The organism is Longimicrobium sp. (assembly GCF_036280135.1).
Taxonomy (GTDB): domain Bacteria; phylum Gemmatimonadota; class Gemmatimonadetes; order Longimicrobiales; family Longimicrobiaceae; genus Longimicrobium.
Window position 1 is genome coordinate 1 of sequence record NZ_DASURI010000124.1, and the last position, 2730, is coordinate 2730.

The following is a 2730-nucleotide window of genomic DNA, read 5'->3' on the forward strand; positions in this document are numbered from 1 at the left end:
CGCCCGCAAGGCCGCCTGATCCGATCCTCGGCTTTCAAGCGCCCCCGCCCGGGGGCGCCGCTCCTCCCTTTCGGACATCGCAACGGCATCCCCCATTCGCGCATCGCGAGTGGTGTTTTGCCGCCTGCCGAGGACGATACGGGGAATAACCCGTGTCGCCGCTTCTGCGACCGTCACCCGAGGTCAGTCTGGGGAAGAACGGCGCCTGCGGTCTTCAATCACTCGGATCGGCCGAACGCGTCATCCTGAGGAGCCGCCGCGCAGCCCTGCTCCGTGCGTGATCCATGGCGGCGACGAAGGATCTTGCCCGCGAAGCTCGGGGGCGGTCTTGGTGCACGAGGTCCAACTCCGAGTCTCGCACACAAGATCCTTCGGTCGCGCCAAAGTCCTGCGCGCGTTCAGGTTACACGCGGCGCTCCCTCAGGATGACGCACACAGGCGTGGGTTCCCCAAATCCCCTCTCGGAGTCAGCCAGGGACGGAACACGCGACGCGGGTTCTCGCTGCGCGGGAACGCCGTTGCCGGCTGTTCCCTGTACCCTATCCCCCACCGTTCCGCCCCTTCCCGCTATTCCCTATTCCCTGTTCCCTATTCCCTGCCGTCAAGCCCCCCGCATGGGCTCCGCCGGCGGCAGCACCTGCTCGCGGCCGTCGCGCACCACCGACGCAGAGCCGCGCATGGCCCGGCGGATGGACTCCTCGCCCTCCATCACCTCGGGGCTGCGGAACGGCAGCGTGACCGTGAACGTGGACCCCACGCCCGGCGCCGACTCCACGCGGATCGACCCGCCCAGCAGCCCCAGCAGCTTGCGGACAATGGACAGCCCCAGCCCCGTCCCGCCGAACTCGCGCGTGGACGACTGGTCCACCTGCCGAAAGTCGTCGAAGATGCCGGCCAGGGCCTCGGGCGCGATGCCGATCCCCGTGTCCGCCACGGCCACCTCCACCCCCTCCCCGCCCTCCAGCGGCCGCGCCGTGAGCGAAACGGCGCCTTCGCGGGTGAACTTGACGGCGTTGCTCAGCAGGTTGAGCACGATCTGCTTGACGCGCGTGCGGTCCGTGATGAGCGCGGGCAGCTCCGCCGGCACGTCCACCTCCAGCGCCAGGCCCTTGCCGCGGGCCAGCGGCTCCACGCTGTCCACGACGGATTCCACCAGCGGCCCCAGCAGCACGGCCTCCAGGTGCACGGGCATGCGCCCCGCCTCGATGCGCGCCAGGTCCAGGATGTCGTTCACCAGCTCCAGCAGGTGCGCGCTGGACGACTGCATGCGCTGCAGCGCCTCGTCCTGCCGCTGGGTGAGGTCGCCGTAGATGCGCTCGCGCAGCAGGGCCGTGTAGCCCAGCAGGGCGTTGATGGGCGTGCGCAGCTCGTGGCTCATGCTGGCCAGGAACTCGCTCTTGTGGCGGTACGCCCGCTGCAGCTCCTCGCCCTGCCAGGCCAGCTGCCGGTTCTGCTCCTGCAGCTCGGCCGTGGCCTCGCGGACGGAGTGCTCCAGCCCCTCGTTCACCCGCGCCAGCTCCGCCGCCAGGCGCGCGTTCTCCACCTCCTGCCGCAGGTCGTGCAGGATGGAGACGACGGCCAGCGTGCCCCCGTCCGCGTCGCGCAGGATGCCGCTCGTGAGCTCCGCCGGCAGCTCCTCCCCGGAGTCCGGGTCGCGCAAGGGCACGCGCATCACCTGCGCCGGCTGCCCCGCCGCGCCGAACGCCTCCAGCGCCGCGAAAAAGCGGTCCGCGTTGTCCACGGCCACGGGGCTGGGCTCCTCACCGGGCGGGCCGCCGGGGCGAAGCAGGCGCTGCGCCTCGCGGTTCATCAGCATCACGGCCCCGCGCGGGTCCGTGACGATGATGGGCGCGCCCACGTTGGCCAGAATCAGGTTCAGCTGGTCGCGCTCCGCCCGGGCGCGCGACTCGGCCAGCTGCACCCGGCGCACCTGGTGCCCCAGCTGGTGCGACGCGCGGCGCAGCTCCGTCACGTCGCGCAGCAGCGAGACGATGGCGTCCGTGGGAATGGACGCGCCCGCCGGCAGGGGCGCGGGCACGGCCTCGAAGAGCAGCTCGGCCCCGGACTCCGGGTCGATGAGCGTGAGCTCGCGCGTGTCCGTCTCCGCGGGGCGCGGACGGGCCAGGAAGGCCGTGAAGAGGTAGTTGTTCACCTCCACCCGGTGCCGCCGCTCGTCCGGGTCGCCCGGGACGGCCTGGAAGAGCGAGCGGGCGCGGCGGTTTTCCAGGAGGATGCGGTTGCGGCCGTCCGTCACCAGCACGGGGTCCGCCAGGGCGTCGCAGATGCCGCCGTACAGGGCCCACCGCCGCTCGCTGGCCTCCAGCGCCTCGCGGGAGGCGTGGGCGTCCCACCGGGCAAAGAGGGCCGGCGCCAGCGCGGCCACGGCGTCCGCGGCGGCCTCCACGGCCGGCTGCGAGGCCATCCCCTCGTCCGCCAGCAGGGCGCCGAACACGCCGCCGGGGCCGCGCAGGGCAAAGAAGGTGGCGGGGAGCTCGCCGCCGTCCGCCAGGGGGACGACGTAGCGAAAGACGGGTACGCCCGCCGCCCACGCCGCTTCCAGCGCCGTGTCGCCCTCGCGGGCGGGGAGCACCACGGGCACGTCCGCGTCGCGCAGGCCGGCCAGCTCGTGCAGCTCGGCGCCGGAGCGAAAGACGGCCGTGAGGAGCTGGATGCGATGGGGGGCGAGCGCGGCGGCCGCCGTCTCGCGGACGGCGTCCGCCAGGGAGGGCG

The 2730-nt window shown here is 72.9% G+C and carries 1 protein-coding gene; it reads right to left on the reverse strand.

Annotated elements, in window-relative coordinates; translation table 11 throughout:
• Positions 1 to 601 precede the first annotated feature (601 nt).
• On the reverse strand, positions 602 to 2730 hold a 2129-nt coding region (locus VFZ20_RS03925; RefSeq protein ID WP_329682523.1), incomplete at its 5' end, for an ATP-binding protein.